Source organism: Streptococcus chosunensis, assembly GCF_003626515.1.
In the GTDB taxonomy this organism is placed as follows: domain Bacteria; phylum Bacillota; class Bacilli; order Lactobacillales; family Streptococcaceae; genus Streptococcus; species Streptococcus chosunensis.
This window is the reverse complement of sequence record NZ_RBCK01000001.1, coordinates 1,131,785-1,156,628: the sequence shown is the minus strand read 5'-3', so window position 1 is coordinate 1,156,628 and position 24,844 is coordinate 1,131,785. Positions and strand designations below refer to the sequence as shown.

General features: G+C 38.5%; 19 protein-coding genes. 16 read left to right on the top strand and 3 right to left on the bottom strand.

Translation table 11 applies throughout. The features are described from left to right. Nucleotides 1–16: 16 nt before the first annotated feature. Nucleotides 17–1,906: a DUF2207 domain-containing protein gene (locus D7D54_RS05470; RefSeq protein WP_120718992.1), complete on the top strand. Its 1,890-nt coding sequence runs from the start codon at nt 17–19 to the stop codon at nt 1,904–1,906. Nucleotides 1,907–1,968: 62 nt separating this feature from the next. After that, nucleotides 1,969–2,814, top strand: a complete 846-nt coding sequence (locus tag D7D54_RS05465; RefSeq protein WP_061589580.1) for an undecaprenyl-diphosphate phosphatase — start codon at nt 1,969–1,971, stop codon at nt 2,812–2,814. Nucleotides 2,815–2,846: 32 nt separating this feature from the next. Here D7D54_RS05465 and dinB read toward each other — a convergent pair whose 3' ends face one another. Beyond that, a complete protein-coding gene (dinB, locus tag D7D54_RS05460; protein ID WP_120718991.1) occupies nt 2,847–3,908 on the bottom strand; it encodes a DNA polymerase IV in 1,062 nt (353 codons plus the stop codon). Between the two features lie 238 nt (nt 3,909–4,146). Between dinB and pflB the strand changes: the two genes are divergently transcribed. Beyond that, nucleotides 4,147–6,471 (top strand): formate C-acetyltransferase, encoded by a 2,325-nt coding sequence (pflB, locus tag D7D54_RS05455; RefSeq protein WP_020901544.1) that lies wholly within the window; start codon nt 4,147–4,149, stop codon nt 6,469–6,471. 355 nt (nt 6,472–6,826) lie between these two features. After that, nucleotides 6,827–8,932, top strand: coding sequence for an ATP-dependent Clp protease ATP-binding subunit (locus D7D54_RS05450; RefSeq protein ID WP_120718990.1), 2,106 nt, complete (start codon nt 6,827–6,829; stop codon nt 8,930–8,932). A 61-nt stretch (nt 8,933–8,993) separates the two neighbouring features. Here D7D54_RS05450 and D7D54_RS05445 read toward each other — a convergent pair whose 3' ends face one another. Together D7D54_RS05445 and D7D54_RS05440 are read right to left on the bottom strand one after the other, a co-directional pair. Continuing rightward, complete coding sequence (locus tag D7D54_RS05445; protein WP_000032547.1) at nt 8,994–9,476, bottom strand: S-ribosylhomocysteine lyase; 483 nt, start codon at nt 9,474–9,476, stop codon at nt 8,994–8,996. 94 nt (nt 9,477–9,570) lie between these two features. Further along, nucleotides 9,571–11,055: a DUF1846 domain-containing protein gene (locus D7D54_RS05440; protein WP_033682322.1), complete on the bottom strand. Its 1,485-nt coding sequence runs from the start codon at nt 11,053–11,055 to the stop codon at nt 9,571–9,573. Between the two features lie 152 nt (nt 11,056–11,207). Between D7D54_RS05440 and D7D54_RS05435 the strand changes: the two genes are divergently transcribed. The 12 genes from D7D54_RS05435 (at nt 11,208) to D7D54_RS05380 (ending at nt 24,832) form a co-directional block, all read left to right on the top strand. Continuing rightward, nucleotides 11,208–12,815 (top strand): glycoside hydrolase family 13 protein, encoded by a 1,608-nt coding sequence (locus tag D7D54_RS05435; protein WP_120718989.1) that lies wholly within the window; start codon nt 11,208–11,210, stop codon nt 12,813–12,815. A 196-nt stretch (nt 12,816–13,011) separates the two neighbouring features. Then, nucleotides 13,012–14,970, top strand: a complete 1,959-nt coding sequence (locus D7D54_RS05430) for a peptide ABC transporter substrate-binding protein (protein WP_120718988.1) — start codon at nt 13,012–13,014, stop codon at nt 14,968–14,970. Between the two features lie 239 nt (nt 14,971–15,209). Further along, entirely contained in the window at nt 15,210–16,655 is a 1,446-nt protein-coding gene (cpsA, locus tag D7D54_RS05425) for an LCP family glycopolymer transferase CpsA (RefSeq protein ID WP_120718987.1), read from the top strand. 1 nt (nt 16,656) lies between these two features. Further along, nucleotides 16,657–17,388, top strand: coding sequence for a capsular polysaccharide biosynthesis protein Cps4B (cps4B, locus tag D7D54_RS05420; RefSeq protein ID WP_120718986.1), 732 nt, complete (start codon nt 16,657–16,659; stop codon nt 17,386–17,388). A gap of 8 nt (nt 17,389–17,396) precedes the next feature. Beyond that, nucleotides 17,397–18,089, top strand: coding sequence for a capsular polysaccharide biosynthesis protein CpsC (gene cpsC / locus D7D54_RS05415; RefSeq protein ID WP_049552118.1), 693 nt, complete (start codon nt 17,397–17,399; stop codon nt 18,087–18,089). 9 nt (nt 18,090–18,098) lie between these two features. After that, a complete protein-coding gene (locus D7D54_RS05410; RefSeq protein ID WP_020901549.1) occupies nt 18,099–18,782 on the top strand; it encodes a tyrosine-protein kinase in 684 nt (227 codons plus the stop codon). Nucleotides 18,783–18,816: 34 nt separating this feature from the next. After that, nucleotides 18,817–20,184 (top strand): sugar transferase, encoded by a 1,368-nt coding sequence (locus D7D54_RS05405; protein ID WP_094753628.1) that lies wholly within the window; start codon nt 18,817–18,819, stop codon nt 20,182–20,184. A gap of 4 nt (nt 20,185–20,188) precedes the next feature. Next, nucleotides 20,189–20,974, top strand: a complete 786-nt coding sequence (locus D7D54_RS05400; RefSeq protein WP_120718985.1) for a LicD family protein — start codon at nt 20,189–20,191, stop codon at nt 20,972–20,974. 19 nt (nt 20,975–20,993) lie between these two features. After that, nucleotides 20,994–21,716, top strand: a complete 723-nt coding sequence (locus D7D54_RS05395; protein WP_029690200.1) for a WecB/TagA/CpsF family glycosyltransferase — start codon at nt 20,994–20,996, stop codon at nt 21,714–21,716. After that, nucleotides 21,691–22,776, top strand: coding sequence for a glycosyltransferase family 4 protein (locus D7D54_RS05390; RefSeq protein WP_120718984.1), 1,086 nt, complete (start codon nt 21,691–21,693; stop codon nt 22,774–22,776). The genes D7D54_RS05395 and D7D54_RS05390 overlap by 26 nt, the downstream gene beginning before the upstream one ends. Next, complete coding sequence (gene wecB / locus D7D54_RS05385) at nt 22,773–23,867, top strand: non-hydrolyzing UDP-N-acetylglucosamine 2-epimerase (RefSeq protein ID WP_120718983.1); 1,095 nt, start codon at nt 22,773–22,775, stop codon at nt 23,865–23,867. Before D7D54_RS05390 ends, wecB begins: the two co-directional genes overlap by 4 nt. Continuing rightward, nucleotides 23,867–24,832, top strand: coding sequence for a glycosyltransferase family 2 protein (locus D7D54_RS05380; RefSeq protein WP_120718982.1), 966 nt, complete (start codon nt 23,867–23,869; stop codon nt 24,830–24,832). The genes wecB and D7D54_RS05380 overlap by 1 nt, the downstream gene beginning before the upstream one ends. Nucleotides 24,833–24,844 lie beyond the last annotated feature (12 nt).

The following is a 24,844-nucleotide window of genomic DNA, read 5'->3' as shown; positions in this document are numbered from 1 at the left end:
AAAGGGGGCTTAGTTGATGAAAAAAACTTTTTTCTTACTGGTGTTAGGCTTGTTTTGCCTTCTTCCACTCTCGGTTTTTGCCATTGATTTTAAGATAAACTCTTATCAAGGAGATTTGTATATTCATGCAGACAATACGGCAGAATTTAGACAGAAGATAGTTTACCAGTTTGAGGAGGACTTTAAGGGGCAAATCGTGGGACTTGGACGTGCTGGCAAGATGCCTAGCGGATTTGAGATAGATCCTCAACCAAAGGTTCAGGCCTCGAAAAACGGTGCTGAACTGACAGACGTTACTAGCGAAGTGACAGAAGAGGCGAATGGTTATACTGTGAAAGTCTACAATTCAGGTCAAGAAGGCGACACAGTTGAAGTTGACCTCGTTTGGAACTTAAAGAATTTACTTTTCCTTTATGATGACATCGCTGAATTAAATTGGCAACCTCTGACAGATAGTTCAGGAGCTATTGGAAAGTTTGAATTTCATGTAAGGGGAGACAAGGGGGCTGAAAAACTCTTTTTCCATACAGGGAAACTTTTTAGAGAGGGAACGGTTGAAAAGAGTAACCTTGATTATACTATCCGTTTAGACAATCTTCCGGCTAAACGTGGAGTTGAGTTACATGCCTATTGGCCTCGGACCGATTTTGCTAACGCTAGGGATCAGGGATTGAAAGGGAATCGTTTAGAAGAGTTTAATAAGATAGAAGACTCGATTGTTAAAGAAAAAGAGCAAAGTAAACAACTCGTTACTTGGGTCTTCCCTTCGATACTTTCTATCTCCTTGTTATTGAGTGTCTGCTTCTATTTTATCTATAGAAGAAAGACCACTCCTTCCGTCAAATATTCCAAAAATCATCGTCTCTATGAACCACCAATGGAATTAGAGCCTATGGTTTTATCAGAGGCGGTTTACTCGACCTCCTTGGAGGAAGTGAGTCCTCTAACCAAAGGAGCAGGAAAATTCACCTTTGACCAACTTATTCAAGCTACCTTGTTAGATGTGATAGACCGTGGGAATGTCTCTATCATTTCAGAAGGAGATGCAGTTAGTTTGAGGCTAGTAAAAGAAGATGGTTTGTCAAGTTTTGAGAAAGACTGTCTAAATCTGACTTTTTCAGGCAAAAAAGAAGAAACTCTTTCCAATTTGTTTGCGGATTACAAGGTATCTGATAGTCTTTATCGTAGAGCAAAAGTCTCTGATGAAAAACGGATTCAAGCAAAGGGGCGTCAGCTCAAATCTTCTTTTGAAGAAGTATTGAAAGAGATGCAAGAAGGAGTGAGAAATCGGGTTACCTTCTGGGGGCTTCCGGATTATTATCGTCCTTTAACTGGTTTGGAAAAAGCCTTGCAAGTGGGAATGGGACTCTCTACAGTCCTGCCTCTATTTATTGGATTTGGTTTGTTCTTGTACAGTTTAGATGTTCATGGCTATCTTTACTTCCCCTTGCCTATATTTGGTTTTCTAGGTTTGGTTTTGGCTGTTTTCTATTATTGGAAGCTTCGGCTAGATAATCGTGATGGAGTCCTAAATGAAGCAGGAGCAGAAGTATACTATCTCTGGACCAGTTTTGAAAATATGTTGCGTGAGATTGCACGATTGGATCAGGCTGAACTGGAAAGTATTGTGGTCTGGAATCGCCTCTTGGTTTATGCGACCTTATTTGGCTATGCGGACAAGGTTAGTCATTTGATGAAGGTTCATCAGATTCAAGTGGAAAATCCAGATATCAATCTCTATGTAGCTTATGGTTGGCACGGTATGTTTTATCATTCAAGCGCGCAAATGAGCCATTATGCCAGCATCGCAAACACAGCAAGTACCTATTCCGTATCTTCTGGAAATGGAAGTTCTGGCGGTGGCTTCTCTGGCGGTGGAGGCGGTGGTAGTATCGGTGCCTTTTAAAGAGAACTGTCACAGGCTGAAAAAATATGCTATAATGGAAGATAGAAAAAAAGGAGTAATCTATGTATCTTATTGAAATTTTAAAATCTATCTTCTTCGGGATTGTTGAAGGAATTACGGAATGGTTGCCGATTTCCAGTACAGGTCACTTGATTTTAGCAGAGGAATTTATCCAATACCAAAATCAAAACGAAGCCTTTATGTCCATGTTTAATGTCGTGATCCAGCTTGGTGCGATTTTGGCGGTTATGGTGATTTACTTTAATAAGCTCAATCCCTTTAAACCGGGTAAAGACAAGCAGGAAGTTCGTCGAACTTGGCAATTGTGGTCTAAAGTTCTTGTAGCTACTTTACCTTTGCTTGCTGTATTTAAGTTTGATGATTGGTTTGATACCCACTTCCATAACATGGTTTCAGTTGCTCTCATGTTGATTATCTATGGGATTGCCTTTATCTATTTGGAAAAGCGCAATAAAGCGCGTGCTATCGAGCCAAGTGTAACAGAGTTGGATAAGCTTCCTTATACGACAGCCTTCTATATCGGCCTCTTCCAAGTTCTTGCCCTTTTACCAGGAACCAGCCGTTCTGGGGCAACGATTGTCGGTGGTTTGTTGAATGGAACCAGTCGTTCTGTTGTGACAGAGTTTACCTTCTATCTTGGAATTCCAGTTATGTTTGGAGCTAGCGCCTTAAAGATTTTCAAATTTGTGAAAGCAGGACAACTCTTGAACTTTGGGCAATTGTTCTTGCTCTTGGTTGCGATGGGAGTAGCCTTTGCAGTCAGCATGGTCGCTATTCGTTTCTTGACCAGCTATGTGAAAAAACACGACTTTACCCTTTTTGGTAAATACCGTATCGTGCTTGGTAGTATCTTGCTACTTTATAGCTTTGTCCGTTTGTTTGTATAAGAAAAACCTTGAAGAGTCAGCTCTTCAAGGTTTTAAAATCCAGTCACGGTAATCCCCAACAGGCGGACACCTCTTTCTTTCTCGCTTAACTCTTCATAGAGTTGCAGGGCTATTTGGCTTATCTGACTAGCATCCTGTGTTTTTTGAGGCAGACTTTTTCGTTTAGTGAGAGTTGAAAAGTCCTCGTAGCGGATTTTCAAAATGACAATTGTTCCAGCTTTTTCTTGTTGACTGAGATTGAGAGCGACTCTTTCTGATAGGAGAGTCAGCTCTTTTTTGATATCTTCCTCGGCACGGAGAATCTTTCCATAGGTTTTCTCCTTCCCGATGGATTTACGGATACGATTGGATTTGACTGGAGAGTTGTGAATGCCACGAGCCTTTCGATAAAGGTCATAACCCAGTCTACCAAAACGGTCTATCAGAGTCACTTCAGGAACTTCAAGTAGGTCAGCGCCAGTAAAAATACCCATTTGATGAAGTCGTTCCACCGTCTTTTTTCCTACTCCATGAAACTTGGAAATATCCATTTGTTTGAGAAAGTCCTCAGCCTGGTTAGGTAGAATCACTGTCAGACCATGTGGCTTTTGATAATCACTGGCCATTTTAGCTAAGAATTTGTTGTAAGAAACGCCAGCAGAAGCAGTCAGGTGTAGTTCCTGCCAGATATCCTCTTGAATGAGACGAGCTATTTTGACTGCTGACTTGATACCGAGTTTATTTTCCGTCACATCCAAATAGGCTTCGTCAATGCTCATGGGTTCAATCAAATCTGTATAACGCTTAAAGATAGCTCGAATCTGGAGTCCCACAGACTTGTATTTCTCATAATTTCCTGAGATAAAGACAGCCTGGGGACAACGTTCATAGGCTTCCTTGGAGCTCATGGCTGAATGGACACCAAAAGCTCGCGCCTCATAGCTACAAGTGGAAACGACACCACGCCCACCTGTTTGCCGGGGGTCGCTTCCAATAATGACAGGTTTTCCTCTGAGTTTAGGATTATCCCTGATTTCTACCGCAGCAAAAAAGGCATCCATGTCAATATGGATGATTTTTCTTGACAAATCATTTAATAAAGGAAAAATCAACATGTCTACTCCCCTTTTTATCGCTTATTTTCTTTTATTATACCCTTTTTTCTGAAAAAAAGAAAAAAGGCTTTATTTTTTTCAAAAATATAATACAGTTTGGGATGAAATATAGACTGTTTTAGAAAAGAAAGTGTAAAAATAGGGATTTATCACTTGTTGAAATCGGTTACTGTATGGTATACTTGTCTCATGAATGTAACAGATGACTGTTACTAGAAAGAAAAAAGAGGACATTAACATGGTTGTTAAGACAGTTGTTGAAGCACAAGATATTTTTGACAAAGCTTGGGAAGGCTTCAAAGGCGTAGATTGGAAAGAAAAAGCAAGTGTATCACGCTTCGTACAAGCTAACTACACACCTTACGATGGAGACGAAAGCTTCCTTGCAGGACCAACAGAACGTTCACTTCACATCAAAAAAATTGTAGAAGAAACTAAGGCTCACTACGAAGAAACTCGTTTCCCAATGGACACTCGTCCAACTTCTATCGCTGATATCCCTGCAGGATTTATCGATAAAGAAAACGAAGTTATCTTTGGTATCCAAAACGATGAACTCTTCAAATTGAACTTCATGCCAAAAGGTGGTATCCGTATGGCTGAAACTACTTTGAAAGAAAATGGATACGAACCAGACCCAGCTGTTCACGAAATCTTCACTAAATACGTAACAACAGTTAACGACGGTATCTTCCGTGCTTACACTTCAAACATTCGTCGCGCTCGTCACGCACACACTGTAACTGGTCTTCCAGATGCATACTCACGCGGACGTATCATCGGTGTTTACGCACGTCTTGCTCTTTACGGTGCAGACTACTTGATGCAAGAAAAAGTAAACGACTGGAATGCAATCGAAGAAATCGATGAAGAAACAATCCGTCTTCGTGAAGAAATCAATCTTCAATACCAAGCATTGCAACAAGTTGTTCGCTTGGGTGACCTTTACGGAGTTGATGTTCGCAAACCAGCGATGAACGTTAAAGAAGCTATCCAATGGGTTAACATCGCCTTCATGTCTGTCTGCCGTGTTATCAACGGTGCTGCTACATCCCTAGGTCGTGTGCCAATCGTATTGGACATCTTTGCAGAACGTGACCTTGCTCGTGGTACATTTACTGAATCAGAAATCCAAGAATTTGTTGATGATTTCGTTATGAAACTTCGTACAGTTAAATTTGCTCGTACAAAAGCTTACGACCAATTGTACTCAGGTGACCCAACATTCATCACAACTTCTATGGCTGGTATGGGTAACGACGGTCGTCACCGTGTTACTAAGATGGACTACCGTTTCTTGAACACTCTTGACAACATCGGTAACTCTCCAGAACCAAACTTAACAGTTCTTTGGACTGACAAATTGCCATACAACTTCCGTCGCTACTGTATGCACATGAGCCACAAACACTCTTCTATCCAATACGAAGGTGTAACAACAATGGCTAAAGACGGATATGGTGAAATGAGCTGTATTTCATGCTGTGTGTCTCCACTTGACCCAGAAAATGAAGAACAACGCCACAACATCCAGTACTTCGGTGCGCGTGTAAACGTATTGAAAGCCCTTCTTACTGGTTTGAACGGTGGTTACGACGATGTTCACAAAGACTACAAAGTATTTGACATCGAACCAATCCGTGACGAAGTTCTTGAATTCGAATCAGTTAAAGAAAACTTTGAAAAATCTCTTGACTGGTTGACTGACACTTACGTAGATGCTTTGAACATCATCCACTACATGACTGATAAGTACAACTACGAAGCTGTTCAAATGGCCTTCTTGCCAACTAAACAACGTGCAAACATGGGATTCGGTATCTGTGGATTTGCTAACACTGTTGATACATTGTCAGCTATCAAATACGCTACAGTTAAACCAATCCGTGACGAAAACGGCTATATCTACGATTACGAAACAATCGGTGAATACCCACGTTGGGGTGAAGATGATCCTCGTTCAAACGAATTGGCAGAATGGTTGATTGAAGCTTACACAACTCGTCTACGTAGCCACAAACTTTACAAAGACGCAGAAGCTACAGTTTCACTTTTGACTATCACATCTAACGTTGCTTACTCTAAACAAACTGGTAACTCACCAGTCCACAAAGGTGTATATCTCAACGAAGATGGTTCTGTGAACTTGTCTAAACTTGAATTCTTCTCACCAGGTGCTAACCCATCTAACAAAGCTAAAGGTGGATGGTTGCAAAACTTGAACTCACTTTCTAGCCTTGACTTTAGTTATGCAGCTGACGGTATCTCATTGACTACACAAGTTTCTCCACGTGCTCTTGGTAAGACTCGTGACGAACAAGTTGATAACTTGGTAACAATACTTGATGGTTACTTCGAAAACGGTGGACAACACGTTAACTTGAACGTTATGGACTTGAACGATGTTTACGAAAAGATCATGTCAGGTGAGGACGTTATCGTACGTATCTCTGGATACTGTGTAAACACTAAATACCTTACTCCAGAACAAAAGACTGAATTGACACAACGTGTCTTCCACGAAGTTCTTTCAATGGATGATGCCTTGGATGCATTGAGCTAAGATTATATAAAATAATACAAAGAAGGACTAGTTAAAAGCTAGTTCTTCTTTTTGTAAAATTTATTGGTCAATTAAAGTCAAATCTCTTGACCTTTTCTGACTAATGTAGTATATTATGAACGTAAGGTAAATGAAAGCCTTACGTGAACACTTATTTAAAGTAAAATAGAAAGAGGTGTGTCTATGTTTAATCTAGAAATCTTCAGAAGTAAAGATAGTCTACTCCTGCTTGAAAAAGAAAAACCAGAAATAGTACGTAGAGTAGCCATCTAGCTAGTCTAAATTTTTTAAAACAAAGGTCAAAGATAGTCAATATCAGTAATCGTAACTAAGTAAACAAAAAGAGGTAAAGAATATGAACAACAACTTTAATAATTTTAACAACATGGATGATTTATTTAACCAATTGATGGGTGGTATGCGAGGATACAGTTCTGAAAATCGCCGTTACTTAATTAATGGACGCGAAGTCACACCTGAGGAATTTGCTCACTATCGTGCAACTGGTCAATTGCCAGGAAATGCAGAATCTGATGGACAAATGCCACAACAGGCTTCAGGTATGAAACAAGACGGTGTTCTTGCTAAACTAGGTCGAAACTTGACAGCAGAAGCGCGTGAGGGCAAGTTGGATCCTGTTATCGGACGAAACAAGGAAATTCAAGAAACATCTGAAATTCTTTCACGCCGTACCAAGAACAATCCTGTTCTAGTCGGAGATGCAGGTGTTGGTAAGACAGCAGTCGTTGAAGGACTAGCGCAAGCCATTGTGAACGGAGATGTCCCAGCTGCCATTAAGAATAAAGAAATCATTTCCATTGATATCTCAGGTCTTGAAGCTGGTACTCAATACCGTGGTAGCTTTGAAGAAAACGTTCAAAATTTAGTCAATGAAGTGAAAGAAGCAGGGAATATTATCCTCTTCTTTGATGAAATTCACCAAATTCTCGGCGCTGGTAGCACTGGTGGAGATAGTGGATCTAAAGGCCTTGCGGATATTCTCAAGCCAGCCCTATCTCGTGGAGAATTGACCGTGATTGGGGCAACGACTCAAGACGAATACCGTAATACTATCTTGAAGAATGCAGCTCTTGCTCGTCGTTTCAACGAAGTCAAGGTAAATGCTCCTTCAGCAGAAGATACCTTTAAGATCCTCCAAGGAATTCGTGACCTTTATCAACAACACCACAATGTCATCTTGCCAGATGAAGTCTTGAAAGCAGCAGTGGATTATTCTGTTCAGTATATTCCTCAACGTAGCTTGCCAGATAAGGCTATTGACCTTGTGGACGTAACGGCGGCTCACTTGGCAGCTCAGCATCCTGTAACGGATGTACATGCTGTCGAACGTGAAATTGAAGCAGAAAAAGACAAGCAAGAAAAAGCAGTTGAGGCGGAAGATTTTGAAGCAGCTCTAAACTATAAAACACGCATCGCAGAATTGGAAAAGAAAATCGAAAACCACACAGAAGATATGAAAGTGACTGCAAGTATCAACGATGTGGCTGAGTCTGTAGAACGAATGACCGGTATTCCAGTGTCACAAATGGGAGCATCTGATATCGAACGTTTGAAAGATATGGCTCATCGTCTGCAAGATAAGGTAATCGGTCAAGATAAGGCAGTTGAAGCTGTAGCCCGTGCTATCCGTCGTAACCGTGCTGGTTTTGATGAAGGCAATCGCCCAATCGGTAGCTTCCTCTTTGTAGGGCCTACTGGAGTTGGTAAGACAGAACTTGCTAAGCAATTAGCGCTGGATATGTTTGGAACTAAGGATGCAATCATCCGTTTGGATATGTCTGAATACAGTGACCGCACAGCCGTTTCTAAGCTAATTGGTACAACAGCAGGCTATGTGGGTTATGATGACAATAGCAATACCTTAACGGAACGTGTCCGTCGCAATCCATACTCTATCATTCTCTTGGATGAAATTGAAAAGGCTGATTCTCAAGTCATTACCCTTCTCCTCCAAGTTCTAGATGATGGTCGTTTGACAGATGGTCAAGGAAATACAGTAAACTTCAAGAACACTGTCATTATTGCGACCTCAAATGCTGGATTTGGCTATGAAGCCAACTTGACAGAAGATGCGGATAAACCAGAATTGATGGATCGTTTGAAACCTTTCTTCCGTCCAGAATTTCTCAACCGCTTTAATGCAGTTATCGAGTTCTCACACTTGACTAAGGAAGATCTTTCTAAGATTGTGGACTTGATGTTGGCCGAAGTTAACCAAACCTTGGCTAAGAAAGACATTGACTTGGTAGTCAGTCAAGCGGCTAAAGACTATATCACAGAAGAAGGTTATGATGAAGTCATGGGTGTTCGTCCACTCCGTCGTGTAGTGGAACAAGAAATTCGTGATAAGGTAACAGACTTCCACTTGGATCATTTGGATGCTAAACATCTGGAAGCAGATATGGAAGACGGTGTTTTAGCCATTCGTGAAAAAGCCTAAGACAGAATTTTGAGAATAAAAAAGAAGGAACCGGCTGAAAAAACTGGTTCCTTTTTTATGTTTAAATCACATGACGCTCAAAGGCATCATCTGAAATTCCTTGTTCTAGGATGAGTTTTGCCCATTCTTTAGCAGAGAAGAGGCTGTGATCCTTGTAGTTTCCGCAAGATTCGATGGTTGTTCCAGGGACATCTTCCCAAGTAGTAGTCTCAGCGATTTCTTTGAGCGAATCCTTGATAACAGCCGCGATTTCAGCACTGGTGTGACGTCCCCACATAATCATGTGGAAGCCTGTACGGCATCCAAATGGTGAACAGTCAATCATACCGTCAATGCGGGTGCGGATGAGTTTTGCCAAGAGGTGCTCAATAGTGTGAAGCCCAGCGGTAGGGATAGAGTCTTCATTTGGTTGCACCAAGCGAATGTCATAATTGGAGATGATGTCTCCTTTTGGTCCTGTTTCTTCCCCAATCAAGCGAACATAGGGTGCTTTAACAATAGTGTGGTCAAGTTCAAAACTTTCAACAATAACTTCTTTTGACATGGTAAATCCTTTCAGTTTTCTAATTTCATTATAACATAAAGCCGGCTCCTGAGACAGAGAGAAAACCTCTCCGAGAGTGGAGAGGTTGAAATCTTTATTTACGATACAAGCGGTCGTATTGGTAGTAAGGGTCAAAAGATACGTTGATACCTAGTTTGCGAAGGACATTCTTGTCTTCATCTGTCAAGATGATAGTTGAGTGAGCTTCACTTCCTTTGAGGTTGCCAAGTTCTTCCATAGCGCGGGCAGCGTCAGGATTTTCCGTAGCTGTGATAGCTAGTGCAATCAGAATTTCATTTGAATGAAGGCGTGGATTGCGGCTACCGAGATGATCGATTTTAAGACCTTGGATTGGCTTAACAACTTCAGGTTCGATTAGTTTTACTTCTTTAGCAATGTCAGCTGATTTCTTGATGGCGTTGATAAGAGCAGCGGCTGTAGGGCCAAAGAGTTCTGAGTTTTTACCAGTCACTATTTCCCCATTTGGTAATCCAAGGGCTAGGGCTGGTCCGCCAGTTTCTTCTGCTTTTTGACGGGCAACGACAGCAACCTTACGGTCTGCAGGTGTGATACCGAGGTCGTTCATAAGCAACTCAATTTTCTTGACAGCTGTTTCACCAACTTTTTCTGCTTTGAAATCAAGAACAGTCTGATAGTAACGGCGGATGATTTCTTGTTTAGAGGCTTCAATAGCAGCCTCATTATCTGTAATAGCGAAACCAACCATGTTGACACCCATATCAGTCGGAGAAGCGTATGGAGACTCTCCTAGAATGCGTTCCAACATGCGCTTGAGCACTGGGAAAATCTCGATATCACGATTGTAGTTGACAGTGGTTTCTCCGTAAGTTTGGAGGTGGAAGGGGTCAATCATGTTGACATCATCAAGGTCAGCTGTGGCAGCCTCGTAGGCCAAGTTGACAGGATGATGAAGGGGGAGATTCCAAACCGGGAAGGTTTCGAATTTAGCATAACCAGACTTGATACCATTGATTTGGTCGTGGTACATATTGGACATACAAGTTGCCAATTTTCCAGAACCAGGTCCAGGAGCAGTTACGACGATCAAGTTGCGACTGGTTTTGATGTAATCATTTTTCCCCATGCCTTCAGGTGAAATGATGTGATCCATATCTGTCGGATATCCTTTGATTGGATAATGAAGATAAGAATCAATCCCGTTTTTCTCAAGTTGGTTGCGGAAGGCATCTGCAGCAGGTTGGCCAGCGTATTGTGTGATGACAACTGAGCCAACAAAAATGCCTAATTCATTGAATTTGTCAATCAAACGAAGAACTTCTTGGTCATAAGAAATGCCCAAGTCACCACGTGCTTTAGAATGTTCGATGTTACTTGCATTAATAGCAATCACCACCTCAACCTGCTCTTTCAATTCTTGCAAGAGCTTGATTTTGTTGTCAGGCTCATAACCAGGAAGCACGCGAGCAGCGTGGAAATCTTCTAACATTTTGCCACCAAACTCTAAGTAGAGCTTGCCGTCAAATTGGTTAATGCGCTCCAAAATGTGGTCGCGTTGTAGATTCAAATATTGTTCAGAACTAAAAGCTTGTTTTTTCATTTTTTTACCTCTGACCTCTATTATAATAAAAAATTGGAAGTTAGGAAACTATGGAGTTAAAAAAGAAATCAAAAAGATTAGGCAAACGCTTGCATAAAACTCTGAAAAGCGCTATCATAGACTATAGATTATTAAAATAATGAGGTAAGAAGATGCAAGAAAAATGGTGGCACAATGCCGTAGTCTATCAAGTTTATCCTAAGAGCTTTATGGATAGCAACGGAGATGGAATTGGCGATTTGCCAGGTATTACCAGTAAGTTAGACTATCTAGCTAAGTTAGGAATCACAGCGATTTGGCTTTCTCCCGTTTATGACAGTCCCATGGATGATAATGGCTATGATATTGCTGATTATCAAGCGATTGCAGCTATTTTCGGAACTATGGAGGACATGGACCAACTAATTGCGGAAGCTAAGAAACGTGATATTCGTATCATCATGGACTTGGTGGTCAATCATACCTCAGATGAACATGCTTGGTTTGTCGAGGCCTGTGAAAATCCTGACAGCCCTGAGCGAGATTACTATATTTGGCGGGATGAGCCTAATGACCTAGATTCTATCTTTAGTGGATCTGCTTGGGAGTATGATGAAAAGTCAGGTCAATACTATCTCCACTTTTTCAGTAAAAAACAGCCCGATCTCAACTGGGAAAATGAAAAACTTCGCCAGAAAATTTATGAGATGATGAACTTCTGGATTGATAAAGGCATTGGCGGTTTCCGTATGGATGTTATTGACATGATTGGCAAAATTCCTGATGAGAAGGTAGTCAATAATGGACCTATGCTCCACCCTTATCTCAAGGAGATGAATCAGGCCACCTTTAGCGATAAGAATCTCTTGACAGTAGGGGAGACTTGGGGAGCAACTCCAGAGATTGCCAAGCTTTACTCTGATCCAAAGGGGCAAGAATTGTCTATGGTCTTCCAATTTGAACACATCTGTCTTCAGTATCAGGAAGGTCAACCTAAATGGCACTATCAAAAAGAGCTGAATATCCCTAAGTTAAAAGAGATTTTCAACAAATGGCAGACAGAGTTAGGTGTTGAGGACGGCTGGAATTCACTCTTTTGGAACAATCATGACCTCCCTCGTATCGTCTCAATCTGGGGTAATGACCAAGAATACCGCGAAAAATCTGCCAAAGCCTTTGCCATCTTGCTTCATCTCATGAGAGGAACTCCTTATATCTACCAAGGTGAGGAAATTGGGATGACCAACTATCCGTTTGAAACACTGGACCAAGTAGAGGATATTGAATCTCTCAACTATGCGCGTGAGGCTCTTGAAAAAGGCGTTCCGATGGAAGAAATCATGGACAGTATCTGTGTTATTGGACGTGACAATGCCCGTACTCCAATGCAATGGGATGAGAATAAAAACGCTGGTTTCTCAACAGGGCAACCTTGGTTGGCAGTTAATCCAAATTACGAGACAATCAACGTTCAAGAAGCGCTGGCAAATCCAGATTCTATTTTCTATACTTATCAGAAGCTGGTTCAAATTCGTAAGGAGAATAGCTGGCTGATTCGAGCTGACTTTGAATTGCTTGATACGGCTGACAAAGTCTTTGCTTATATCCGTAAGGACGGTGACCGTCGATTCTTAGTTGTGGCTAACTTGTCCAATGAAGAGCAAGACTTGACCGTAGAAGGAAACGTCAAATCGGTCTTAATTGAAAACACCATGGCTCAAGAAGTTTTTGAAAAACAAATCTTGGCTCCATGGGATGCTTTCTGTGTGGAATTACTATAAACATTTTTTACAGAAAAATCTAAAAATCGAAATCGTATAAAAACAAGGGAGGACTGTATGAAAGGCAGAAATCCTTTGTTTTTTTATGGCTAAGATTTATAAACTTTCATTCTAGAAATTCAATTAACTTTACAAATTTCCACTATTTTGGTAAAATAAACCTATGTTATAAAAACTAACATAAAGGAGAAAGAAGATGACTACAAAAAAGCGTATCCTTAGTGCAGGCCTGACTTTTGCGGCTGCTTTGCTTTTAGCTGCTTGCGGACAATCAGGTTCAGATACAAAAACTTACTCATCAACCTTTAGTGGAAACCCAACTACATTTAACTATTTACTAGACTACTACGCTGATAATACGGCTATCATTACTAATTTAGTTGATGGTTTACTTGAAAATGACAATTATGGAAATCTAGTTCCGTCTTTGGCAGAAGACTGGTCTGTTTCAAGCGACGGCCTAACTTATACCTACAAATTGAGAAAAGATGCCAAATGGTTCACAGCTGATGGTGAAGAGTACGCCCCAGTCAAGGCACAGGATTTTGTGACAGGTATAAAGTATGCAGTGGATAATAAATCACAGGCGCTTGACTTGATTCAAAACTCGATCAAGGGCTTGAATGATTATATTACAGGGGCAGATTCTGACTTTTCTAAGGTTGGAGTGAAGGCCATCGACGACCAGACTGTTGAGTATACTTTGGTACGCCCAGAACCGTACTGGAACTCAAAAACAACGAACAGTATTCTTTTCCCAGTAAACGAAGAGTTTCTAAATTCAAAAGGGAAAGATTTTGGGACTCTATCTCCAAATAGCATTCTCTACAGTGGACCTTATTTGTTAAAAGACTTCACATCAAAATCATCGATCGAGTATGTGAAAAATCCGCATTACTATGATCATGACAAAGTATCGATTGAACACGTGAAATTGGCTTATTTTGATGGCTCAGACCAAGAATTGACCATCCGTAACTTTGAAAGTGGAGCTTACTCAATCGCTGGGGTTTATCCAAATAGTTCTAACTTTGCTAAGACCAAGGAGAAATATAAGGATAATATTGTCTATAGCTTGCAGGACAAGACTTCTTGGTATTTCAATTTCAATGTCAATCGTAAGGCTTACAATCACACTTCTAAAACGACAGCTGAGCAGAAGAAGTCAACTGAGACAGCTGTCTTGAACAAGAACTTCCGTCAAGCAGTGAACTTTGCCTTGGACCGCACAGCCTATTCTGCTCAGTCAAATGGGGAAGAAGCAGCTAGCAAGACCCTTCGTAACACCCTAGTGCCTCCTACATTTGTCCAAGTTGGAGACAAGACCTTTGGAGAAGTAGTCGCTTCTAAATTGGTTAACTATGGCACAGAATGGTCAGGTATTAACTTGGCAGATGCTCAGGATGCCTATTTCAACAAAGAAAAAGCCCAAGCAAAATTTGCGGAAGCTAAAAAAGAATTGGCAAGTCAAGGTGTGACTTTCCCAATTCACTTGGATGTTGCAGTTGATCAGACAAGTAAAAATGCTGTGACAGGCATGAACTCAGTTAAGCAGACCCTTGAATCAGTTTTGGGTGCTGATAACATTGTCATTGATGTTCAACAACTTTCAACAGATGATTTTAATAACGTAGCTTTCTTGGCACCAACGCCAGCTGATCGTGACTATGATTTGAACTTTGATGGCTGGGTAGGTGACTACCAAGATCCGTCAACTTATCTTAATCCTTTCAATGCTGAGGATGGATTCTACCTCAAGATTTTTGGTTTAGATGCTCAGGAAGATAAAGCTAAAATTGCTAGCTTGGGTCTTGATACCTACACCAAGATGCTCAAAGATGCAGATAGCGAAAATAAAGATGTAGCCAAACGTTATGAAAAATATGCTGAAGCACAGGCTTGGATGATTGACAATTCTCTGATTATGTCAGCTATGTCGAGCGGTGGAACAGCATCTGTAACCAAAGTAACGCCATTTACAAGAGGTTATTCACTAGTCGGCATCAAGGGCGACGGCAATAACTACAAGTACATGAAACTGCAAAAAGACACTGTGACTACCAAGCAGTATGAAGAAGCTAAGACCAAATGGGAGCAAGAAAGCAAAAAAGCAATCGAAAAAGCTCAAAAAGAAGCAGAAAATCATGTTAAATAGATGAACGAGGTTCCGTAAGGGACCTTGTTTGTTATATTTTTGATTCGTATTCCTCTGTCTATGAAACGAGAATGTCAAAATAGGAAGCGATAGATACTATACAGGTTATAAAAAAACAATTATTCCTTCGGAGTGCATTTAGAAGATGTATTGAAAACGCTGATAAAAAAAGGAATAAATGGAAATTATTTCATGATTGTGATATAATAATTCTGATAATCAACATATAGGGGAAAACTATGAATAAACGTTCAAAAAGAGCCCGTTCGGGTAAAGTTAAGCGGAGTATTAATATAGCCTTATTAACCATTTATGTATTATTGGGTGGTTTTTTGCTGTTCTTGATTTTTAGACATAATATATTAGCGTTTAGATATCTGAATGTCATAACGGCAGCTGTAGTGATTTTGGTCGCTTTAGCGAGTCTGCTTTTGATCATTTATAGAAAAGCAGAAAAGTTTACGATTTTCTTTTTAACACTAGCTATTTTAATGAGTTCAGTTTCTTTTTTTGCACTGCAACAATTTGTCGGCTTTACTAGTCATATCAATTCTACGTCAAATTACTCAGAATACTCAATGAGTGTTGTTGTTCTGAAAGATAGTGACGTTCATAATGTCACGCAATTAGATAGTATTACAGGACCTACGGGTACTGATAATGATAATATTCAAAAATTGATAGCTGATATCAAAACTAGTCAGAGCAAAGAATTGACGGTTGAACAAAGCACTTCATACCTTGCAGCTTATAAGAGCTTGGTATCAGGTGAAGCAAAAGCGATTGTCTTAAATAGCGTCTTTGAAAATATTATAGAATCTGAATACCCTGATTACGCATCAAAAATTAGGAAAATCTACACTAAAAATATCACCAAAGAAGTAGCTGCTCCTAAAGTTTCTAAGAACAAATCCTTCAATGTCTATGTGAGTGGTATTGACACTTACGGACCAATTAGTTCAGTTTCTCGTTCAGATGTCAACATTTTGATGACTGTTAATCAAGATTCAAAAAAAATTCTATTGACAACAACTCCTCGAGATTCTTATGTTCCGATTGCTGACGGCGGGAATAATCAAAAAGATAAGTTGACTCATGCAGGTATTTATGGAGTTGACTCCTCTATTCATACTTTGGAAAATCTTTATGGAGTTGATATTAATTACTATGTTCGTCTAAACTTCACTTCGTTCTTGAAATTGATTGACCTTTTAGGTGGTGTAGATGTATACAATGATCAGGAGTTTACATCTCGTCACGGGAAGTTCCACTTCCCAGTAGGAAATGTCCATTTAGATTCTGAACAAGCTCTTGGGTTTGTTCGTGAACGCTATTCGTTGGCTGATGGAGATCGTGACCGTGGTCGTAATCAACAAAAGGTTATTGTCGCAATTATTCAGAAATTAACTTCTACTGAAGCCTTAAAAAATTATAGTGATATTATTCAAGGTTTGCAAGATTCCCTTCAAACAAATATGCCTATCGAAACGATGATAGATTTGATTAATACTCAATTGGAGAGTGGTGGTAGTTATAAAGTCAACTCTCAAGACCTCAAAGGTACAGGTCGAATGGGACTTCCTTCTTATGCTATGCCAGATAGTAACCTTTATATGATGGAAATCGATGATAGTAGTTTAGCAACTGCTAAAAGTGCGATACAAGATGTGATGGAGGGAAGATGATATGATTGATATCCACTCTCACATTGTCTTTGATGTAGATGACGGGCCAAAGTCTATAGAAGATAGTAAAGCTCTTTTAATAGAAGCATATAATCAAGGAGTTCGGATGATTGTTTCGACTTCCCATCGTCGAAAAGGGATGTTTGAAACTCCAGAAGAAAAAATAGCGACGAATTTTTTAAAGGTTCGTGAGATTGCTAAAGAAGTGGCAGATGATTTGGTCATTGCTTACGGAGCAGAGATATACTATACTCCGGATGTTCTAGAAAAATTAGAAAACAAGCGCATTCCTACTCTCAATAACAGTCGTTATGCTTTGATTGAATTTAGTATGAATACACCCTATCGCGATATTCATAAAGGGTTAAGCAATATTTTGATGTTAGGGATTACCCCAGTGATTGCTCATATTGAACGTTATGATGCGTTGGAAAACAATGAAAAACGTGTTAGGGAACTGATTGATATGGGATGCTATACGCAAGTAAATAGTTCTCATGTTCTAAAACCTAAGCTCTTTGGTGAAACCTATAAATTTATGAAAAAGAGAGCCCAATATTTTTTGGAGAGAGACCTGGTTCATGTCATTGCAAGTGACATGCATAACTTAGATAGTAGACCTCCCTACATGGAGGATGCTCGTCAGATTATTTCTAAAAAATATGGTAGAGCCAAGGCAGAAGAGCTATTTGTAGAGAACCCTAGGAAAATTATAATGGATCAAATAATTTAGGAGAAAATATGAAAGAACAAAATACTATGGAAATCGATGTATTTCACCTGTTTAAAATTCTTTGGAAAAGAAAAATTCTAATTGCATTGGTAGCAATTGTAGCTGGAGCCTTAGCTTTTGCCTATAGTGCGTTTGTCGTTAAACCGGAGTTCACTAGTACTACACGGATTTATGTAGTCAACCGTAATCAGGGAGATAAGCCTGGTTTGACAAACCAAGACTTGCAAGCTGGATCATACTTAGTTAAAGACTATCGTGAAATTATTTTGTCTCAAGATGTTTTGGAAAAAGTTACATCTAATTTGAAATTAGATCTATCACCAAAAGCTTTGGCTAGTAAAGTCAAGGTAACTGTACCAGTCGATACTCGTATCGTATCTATTTCCGTTAATGATAGAGTCCCTGAGGAAGCTAGTCGTATTGCTAACTCATTGAGAGAAGTAGCAGCTGAAAAGATTATCAGTATCACACGCGTTTCTGATGTCACAACACTTGAAGAAGCTCGTCCGGCTACAGCACCATCTTCTCCAAATATTCGTAGAAATACAATTATCGGGCTACTTGGAGGAACAGCATTTATGGTTATCGCTGTTCTTATCGTTGAACTGGTTGATACACGAGTGAAACGTCCAGAGGATATTGAAGATGTTATGCAAATTGCATTGTTGGGAGTTGTTCCAAATCTGGATAAATTGAAATAGGAGAGAGATATGCCGACATTAGAAATAGCACAGAAAAAATTAGATCTGGCCAAAAAAGCGGAAGAATACTATAATGCCTTGCGTACGAATATACAATTGAGTGGAAATAATTTACAAGTAATTTCTATCACTTCTGTAAAACCGGGTGAAGGAAAGTCAACGACTTCTACAAATATTGCTTGGGCATTCGCGCGTGCAGGTTACAAGACCCTGTTAGTAGATGCTGATATTCGTAATTCTGTCATGTCAGGTGTCTTCAAGTCACGTGAAAAAATTACTGGATTGACAGAATTTTTATCTGGAACAACAGACCTATCTCATGGTTTATGTGATACCAATGTTGAGAATCTATTTGTGGTTCAAGCTGGGTCTATCTCACCCAACCCAACTGCTTTATTGCAAAGTGAAAATTTTAGCACTATGATTGACACACTTCGCAAGTATTTTGATTATATTATTGTTGATACAGCGCCTATTGGTATCGTAATCGACGCAGCTATTATTACACAAAAATGTGATGCATCTGTTTTAGTTACTGCGGCAGGAGAAGCTAACAGAAAAGATGTTCAGAAGGCTAAAGGTCAATTGGAACAAACGAATAAACCATTTTTAGGAGTTGTATTAAATAAATTCAATACTTCAGCTGAGAAATATGGTTCTTACGGTGAGTATGGTTCTTACGGTAAAAAATAGGGGATAGAATAAGGGATAGACTAAGGAAGTAGTTATGGAAGAGAAAGGGATAAAAATATCTCTGGCAGTAATCCAGAGTTTTATAGTAGTGTTACTGGGGTATTCTCTTAGTTTTGTTAAAGAGACAGATATTCTTTCAACAACAATGATTGTCCTATATATTCTCCACTACATAGTATTTTATTTTAGCGATTACGGTCAAGATTTTTTTAGACGAGGGAGTTTGATTGAACTTGTTCGCTTGACAAAATATATCATTTTCTTTGCGTTGGCAATTAGTCTTTCTAATTTCTTTTTAGAAGAACGCTTTAGTATCTCTAGACGAGGCATGGTGTATTTCTTAACCTTACACTCGATTCTAATGTATCTAGTCAATATTTGTATCAAGTATTATTCGAAACGGGTATTTCCTAATTTGAAATGGAGTAAAAAACTATTCTTGATTACAGCAACATCTAGAGTTGAGAAAGTGATGGATAAATTACTTGATGCGGGTGATTTCTTTGGAGAACTGGTGGCAGTTAGTGTATTAGATAAACCTAATTTCCAACATGATACTATTACAGTCGTACCAGTCGAAAATATTTTAAATTTTGCAACTCACGAAGTTGTGGACGAAGTGTTTATCAATCTTCCTAGTGAAGAATATGATATTGGTGAATTTATTTCTCGTTTTGAAACGATGGGAATTGATGTAACGGTTAATCTAAATGCTTTTGACCATAATCTAGGGCGTGACAAAAAAATCCGTGGGATGGCTGGTCTAAATGTCATTACTTTTTCGACGAAATTTTATAAGAATAGTCATGTAATTGCTAAGCGTGTCATAGATATTATTGGTTCTATTTTTGGTTTAATGATTTGTGGTCTAGTTAGTATAGTTCTAGTTCCAGCTATTCGAAAAGATGGTGGACCTGCTATTTTTGCCCAGACTCGCATAGGAAAAAACGGCCGACATTTTACTTTTTATAAATTTAGATCAATGTGTATTGATGCTGAGGATAAAAAGAGAGAATTGTTGGAGAAAAATACCATGCAGGGTGGTATGTTTAAGATGGACAATGATCCTCGCATTACAAAAATTGGTCGCTTTATCCGTAAAACTAGCTTGGATGAACTTCCCCAGTTTTGGAATGTTCTGAAAGGAGATATGAGCCTAGTGGGAACAAGACCGCCAACAGTTGATGAATATGAGACATACACACCTGAACAAAAACGTCGATTGAGTTTTAAACCGGGTATCACTGGACTTTGGCAAGTTAGTGGTAGAAGTGAGATTAAGAATTTTGATGAAGTTGTTAAATTAGATGTAGCTTATATAGACGATTGGACAATTTGGAAAGACATTGAAATTTTACTAAAAACTATTAAAGTTGTACTTATGAGAGATGGAGCGAAGTGATTTTATGAATAAAGTGAGGGAAATTCAACTAGGAGAATTATCTTTATTGAAAAACTTTATTGCTATTTGTAGTAAACATGATTTAAGATATTATGCTTTGGGAGGAACATTGCTAGGAGCCATTCGTCATAAAGGATTTATTCCTTGGGATGATGATATGGATTTAGGGATGCCTCGAAAAGATTATGAAAAATTTTTATCTATTTGTAAAAAAGAACTTCCAGAACATGTTATTTTGAGACTTCATGATGACAATTTAGGTAATACCTCTATTATGGATACATCCTTACAAATTCCATTTGGAGATGAACCATGTAGTCCATTCATAGATATTTTTCCTTTGGATGGTTATCCAGATGATCGTTTTCATTATTTTATTCATACAAACAAAATCAAATTCTATCGTGCACTTTCTAAAATTTCGGTAATCGATCGTCTACATGACAGAGATCGGGGAAGTTTTGAAAATGCAATTGTGAGTATATCAAAAGTTTTGAAATTAAATAAACTTCTAAAAACAGCCACTATTAACAACAAATTACAAAATCTAATTAAACAATATGATTTTGAAACTAGTTCAATAGTAGGTAATGTATTAGGCTCTTACAGAGAACGTGAGCTTGCTAGAAAAGAAGTATTCGGTGAACCACAATTACTAGAGTTTGAGAACTTAGAAATAAGTTGCCATGCAAACCCAGATGAATATTTAACAAAAATATATGGTGATTACATGAAGTTACCAAAAGAAGCCGAGCGTAAGGGTCATTTTGAGTCTACATGGGGAGATTAATTTGAATAGTTTTAATTTTATGGGGGTCAGAATTGACCCTTTAACAATGGATGAAACAGTACAAGAGGTTGAGAAATTTGTAATTGAACAACGTCCTCTTCATTTAATGGGCGTAAACGCTGATAAGATTAACCAATGTCAATCAGATGAAGCTATTAAGAAGATAGTTAACGAGTCTGAGATCATCAATGCAGATGGTGCATCAGTAGTTCTAGCTTCTCGATTTTTGGGCTACCAAGTTCCAGAACGAGTTGCTGGAATTGATTTAATGCAAAGATTATTAAAATTAGCCGATGAAAAATCTTATTCAGTGTATTTTTTTGGTGCTAAAGAAGAAGTTTTGCAAGATATGTTACAAAATTTTAAAGAAGAGTATCCAAATCTACGAGTTGTTGGACATCGTAATGGTTATTTTTCTGAGGAAGATGAGCAAGATATTCAGGAAGATATTCGTGAAAAGAATCCCGACTTTGTATTTGTTGGAATTACTTCACCTAAAAAAGAATACATCATCCAAAAATTTATGGATAATGGAGTGAATTCTATTTTTATGGGTGTAGGTGGTAGTTTTGATGTATTGTCTGGTCACATTCAGCGTGCCCCACTTTGGATGCAGAAATCAAACTTGGAGTGGTTGTTCCGAGTTGCTAATGAGCCAAAGCGTCTCTTTAAACGATACTTTGTAGGGAATGTTACCTTTATTAAGCGAGTTTTAGATGAGAAACGAAAAACGAAAAAATAATATTTTACATATTTCACGAACGATGGATATTGGTGGTGCGGAGAGAATCGTGTACCAGTTGAGTTCTGATTTGAAAGATGAGTTTGATAGTGTCCATGTTGCTTCTACAGGAGGCCTTTGGGAACCAGAATTAGAGACCCAAGGAATTATCCATCATAAGATTCAAGATATAGACAGCAAAAATCCTCTTACAGTGTTGAAATTGCTTCTTACTATTTATCAAATTATTAAGACAAATGAGATTACTCTGGTTCATACACATCATCGAATGGCAGCTTTTTATATTCGTCTATTAAAACTGATCAATCCCAAGCTAGTCCACGTTTACACTGCTCATAATGTCTTTAAAGATAAGTTGTCTTTATATAGATTTTCACTGAAAAATGCCTATAGTATTGCAGTTGGTCAAGCAGTTAATCAAAATTTGAAAGATGATGTGGGAGTTGCAGACAGCACTGTTATCTATAATGGAGTGATCTTGAAACAGTCAAATAGACAAGTTGATGAGATTATGAAGTTTGATGGAATCAAGCTAGGCTGTATTGCAAGATTATCTGAACAAAAAGGTTTGACCTATTTGATTGATGCTATTTCTTTGATTTCAGATGAAAACCTTCGTTTATTTATCGTTGGGGATGGAGAGCTTAGAGCTGAATTAGAAAACAAGGTTAAAGAACTAAATCTGGAAGATAAAGTATCTTTTTTAGGGTATAGACAGGATATAGTCGAGTGTATTAATAGTTTTGATTTCCTAGTGTCTTCGTCATTATTTGAGGGCTTGGCTCTAAATGTTATCGAAGCATTTATGAATGGAAAAACCATGGTTGCGACAGATATCCCTGGCATTAATGAAGTTGTTACAAAAGAAAATGGGATCTTGGTTCCGGCTAAAGATGCTAGGGCTTTAGCTTTTGCTATTGAGAGTCTGGCGACTGACTCAACTCTTAGAACTAGATTAGCTAATCAAGCTAAAAAAGATTATGAAGAGAAGTTTAGTTATCCTTTATTTTTAGAGAACTATCGTAAATTTTATCAAAAACTAATGGGAGTTTCCAAATGAAAAAAGTAATGTTAGTTTTTGGGACGCGTCCAGAAGCAATAAAAATGTGTCCCTTAGTGAATGAATTGAAGAAAAATGATTCAATTAAAACACTTGTGTGTGTAACGGGTCAACATAAAGAAATGTTAGAGCAAGTTTTAGATGTCTTTAAAGTTGTTCCTGATTACGATTTAGGAATCATGAAGGCAAATCAAACACTATTTACAATCACGACAAGTATTTTAGATAAAATTCAAGCCGTTTTAGAGCAGGAAAAACCAGATATTGTTCTTGTTCATGGGGATACTACAACCACTTTTGCGACAGCTTTAGCTGCATTTTACATGGGAATTAAAGTTGGACATGTAGAGGCAGGATTGAGAACTTATAATCTTCAAAGTCCATTTCCTGAAGAGTTCAATCGTCAGACTACTTCAATTATTTCGGATTTCAATTTTGCTCCGACAGAAGTGGCTAAAGAGAATCTTCTAAAAGAGGGAAGAGAGAATATCTATGTTACCGGAAATACTGTCATCGACGCCTTGAAGACAACCGTTCAAGAGCATTATGACCATCCTATTTTAGAGTGGGCTAAGGACAGTAAACTAATCATGTTGACAGCCCATAGACGTGAAAACCTTGGTCAACCTATGGAAAATATGTTTAATGCAGTTAATCGTATCCTGAATGAGTTTGAAGATGTTAAAGTCGTATATCCTATTCACAAGAATCCTAAGGTTCGTGAGCTAGCAAGTAAAGTGTTTGGCGACAATGAACGTATGAAAATCATTGAACCTCTAGAAGTTATTGATTTCCATAATTTTATGAATCAAAGCTACATGATTTTAACAGATTCTGGTGGTGTACAAGAAGAAGCACCTTCTTTAGGTAAACCAGTATTGGTAATGCGTGATACAACAGAACGTCCAGAGGGGATTGCTGCAGGAACCTTGAAATTAGTAGGAACAGAAGAAGAAAATATTTATACTAATTTCAAACTGCTTCTAGAAGATGAAACAGAGTACAGCAAGATGAGTAAAGCAAGTAATCCATATGGAGATGGAAAAGCTTGTGAGCGTATTGTTGATATCATTTTGGAAGGATTATCATAATGGATCAGATTTCTATTGTTGTACCAGTGTACAATGTCGAGAACTATCTTCAATATAGTGTAGGCAGTTTAAGGAAGCAGACCTATGAGAATATCGAGATTATCCTGGTAGACGATGGTTCGACGGATAGTTCTGGAGAAATTTGTGACCAATATGCTCGAGAAGATGACAGAATAAAAGTTCTGCATATTGAAAATGGCGGACAATCTAGGGCTAGAAATATAGGAGTAAAAGAGGCTTCCTCTGATTGGATTATGTTTCTAGACTCAGATGACTATTATGATTTAAGAGCGGTTGAATACTTAGTTGATTTAAGAGACAAATATGACGTCGATTTGGTTGTGACTTCAATTATTGAAGTAAGAAATCATAAAATAAATAGTGTAGGCGAGGGTTTTTCATTAGAAAATAGTAAGAAACTAGATAAAGGTGAAGCTCTTGTTCAAATGTTTTACGGGAATAGTGTAGGCACTCATCCTGGAGGAAAACTTTATAAGAAAGATATTTTATTAAAATATCCTTATCCAGAAGGAATGATATATGAAGATTTAGCTATTGCTTATGAACATATTGCCACTAGTGGAGAGATTGCGGTAGGTTCCATTAATCTATATAAATATTATCGGAGACCAGGTAGTACCGTGAATTCTGCATATAGTACAAGACTTCTAGATTTTTACAAGGCAATGGATTGTAATAGGAGCTATGTAGAACGAGACTATTCAACCAACCAAGAAATGCGTAGAGCTTTAAATGTACGATATGTTTTTAATGGTCTTCACATTGTCCATGCATTACTCGGTTCCAATATGTATCAAGAGGTTAATAAGGTACGTAAAGAATACATTCAGTATTTCAAGGACGTTATTCCGAATCCAAATGTCACAAGAAAAAATAAATTGAAATATATATTGTTTCTCGTATCTGCAAAATTGTATAATACTATTCGAAATAAAATTGGATAGTCTAGATAAACT

What these genes read in the sequence shown, in the direction of transcription:
- D7D54_RS05470 (WP_120718992.1), top strand. Translation starts at nt 17, where the DNA reads ATGAAAAAAACTTTTTTCTTACTGGTGTTAGGCTTGTTTTGCCTTCTT.
- D7D54_RS05465 (WP_061589580.1), top strand. Translation starts at nt 1,969, where the DNA reads ATGTATCTTATTGAAATTTTAAAATCTATCTTCTTCGGGATTGTTGAA.
- dinB (WP_120718991.1), bottom strand. Translation starts at nt 3,908, where the DNA reads ATGTTGATTTTTCCTTTATTAAATGATTTGTCAAGAAAAATCATCCAT.
- pflB (WP_020901544.1), top strand. Translation starts at nt 4,147, where the DNA reads ATGGTTGTTAAGACAGTTGTTGAAGCACAAGATATTTTTGACAAAGCT.
- D7D54_RS05450 (WP_120718990.1), top strand. Translation starts at nt 6,827, where the DNA reads ATGAACAACAACTTTAATAATTTTAACAACATGGATGATTTATTTAAC.
- D7D54_RS05445 (WP_000032547.1), bottom strand. Translation starts at nt 9,476, where the DNA reads ATGTCAAAAGAAGTTATTGTTGAAAGTTTTGAACTTGACCACACTATT.
- D7D54_RS05440 (WP_033682322.1), bottom strand. Translation starts at nt 11,055, where the DNA reads ATGAAAAAACAAGCTTTTAGTTCTGAACAATATTTGAATCTACAACGC.
- D7D54_RS05435 (WP_120718989.1), top strand. Translation starts at nt 11,208, where the DNA reads ATGCAAGAAAAATGGTGGCACAATGCCGTAGTCTATCAAGTTTATCCT.
- D7D54_RS05430 (WP_120718988.1), top strand. Translation starts at nt 13,012, where the DNA reads ATGACTACAAAAAAGCGTATCCTTAGTGCAGGCCTGACTTTTGCGGCT.
- cpsA (WP_120718987.1), top strand. Translation starts at nt 15,210, where the DNA reads ATGAATAAACGTTCAAAAAGAGCCCGTTCGGGTAAAGTTAAGCGGAGT.
- cps4B (WP_120718986.1), top strand. Translation starts at nt 16,657, where the DNA reads ATGATTGATATCCACTCTCACATTGTCTTTGATGTAGATGACGGGCCA.
- cpsC (WP_049552118.1), top strand. Translation starts at nt 17,397, where the DNA reads ATGAAAGAACAAAATACTATGGAAATCGATGTATTTCACCTGTTTAAA.
- D7D54_RS05410 (WP_020901549.1), top strand. Translation starts at nt 18,099, where the DNA reads ATGCCGACATTAGAAATAGCACAGAAAAAATTAGATCTGGCCAAAAAA.
- D7D54_RS05405 (WP_094753628.1), top strand. Translation starts at nt 18,817, where the DNA reads ATGGAAGAGAAAGGGATAAAAATATCTCTGGCAGTAATCCAGAGTTTT.
- D7D54_RS05400 (WP_120718985.1), top strand. Translation starts at nt 20,189, where the DNA reads ATGAATAAAGTGAGGGAAATTCAACTAGGAGAATTATCTTTATTGAAA.
- D7D54_RS05395 (WP_029690200.1), top strand. Translation starts at nt 20,994, where the DNA reads ATGGGGGTCAGAATTGACCCTTTAACAATGGATGAAACAGTACAAGAG.
- D7D54_RS05390 (WP_120718984.1), top strand. Translation starts at nt 21,691, where the DNA reads ATGAGAAACGAAAAACGAAAAAATAATATTTTACATATTTCACGAACG.
- wecB (WP_120718983.1), top strand. Translation starts at nt 22,773, where the DNA reads ATGAAAAAAGTAATGTTAGTTTTTGGGACGCGTCCAGAAGCAATAAAA.
- D7D54_RS05380 (WP_120718982.1), top strand. Translation starts at nt 23,867, where the DNA reads ATGGATCAGATTTCTATTGTTGTACCAGTGTACAATGTCGAGAACTAT.